We start from the raw sequence: 716 nt of genomic DNA on the forward strand, positions 1-716 counted from the left end.
AGGAAGACCACTTTTACGACACTCCATAATACGTGATGTCCAAAGATTTATTTTTTCTTGACTGGTCTTTCTCAATAAGAGTACCTCCTTATTTCAAATAGAGTTAGAGTAAAAGACTCTAAAACAATGAATGTCTTGGAGTAATTATCTCATTAATAAGGAAGTATGGAAATATACTCAGTTATTAACCGCTTACGCTCTTTCATCTGTATAATAACATATTCCCTTGTTTCACCAAGCATCGTCCTTCTTTCTATGGCTTCAATCACACCGCTTCCTCTTAAAGGACAAAAAACGATTTCACCAATTTCAAACATCCCTTCACCTCCAACAGTTTTGATTGGATTATAAAAAAACAGGCAGAACTACTGTCCTACCTGCTAGTCACTCCATTATGCTCTTGTAACGTTCTCTGCTTGTTCTCCACGAGCACCTTTTGTCATATCAAAGTTTACTTTTTGTCCTTCTTCAAGTGTTTTAAAACCATCACCTTGAATGGCTGAGAAGTGTACGAATACATCACTTCCATTATCTCTTTGAATAAAACCAAAACCTTTTTCTGCGTTAAACCATTTAACGTAAGCGATTAATTAGAAGGTGTCCAAAAATAAAAATCGTACAATTAGAGTTGGAGCATTTCACTCTAGTTGTACGATTTATTATTTGCAGTTATTTTGAATCTCTGGTGCCCAAGGCATTAGTTCCTCTAGTTCTTC

2 protein-coding genes are annotated in these 716 nt (G+C 35.5%); both read right to left on the reverse strand.

Annotated elements, in window-relative coordinates; genetic code table 11:
* Nucleotides 1-152: 152 nt before the first annotated feature.
* Nucleotides 153-317, reverse strand: a complete 165-nt coding sequence (locus H8718_RS20345; protein WP_249334874.1) for a CarD family transcriptional regulator — start codon at nucleotides 315-317, stop codon at nucleotides 153-155.
* A gap of 75 nt (nucleotides 318-392) precedes the next feature.
* Nucleotides 393-587: a cold-shock protein gene (locus H8718_RS20350; RefSeq protein ID WP_249334875.1), complete on the reverse strand. Its 195-nt coding sequence runs from the start codon at nucleotides 585-587 to the stop codon at nucleotides 393-395.
* Nucleotides 588-716: the final 129 nt, after the last annotated feature.

The sequence above is a fragment of the Zhenhengia yiwuensis genome, from assembly GCF_014384995.1.
Taxonomy (GTDB): domain Bacteria; phylum Bacillota; class Clostridia; order Lachnospirales; family Cellulosilyticaceae; genus Zhenhengia; species Zhenhengia yiwuensis.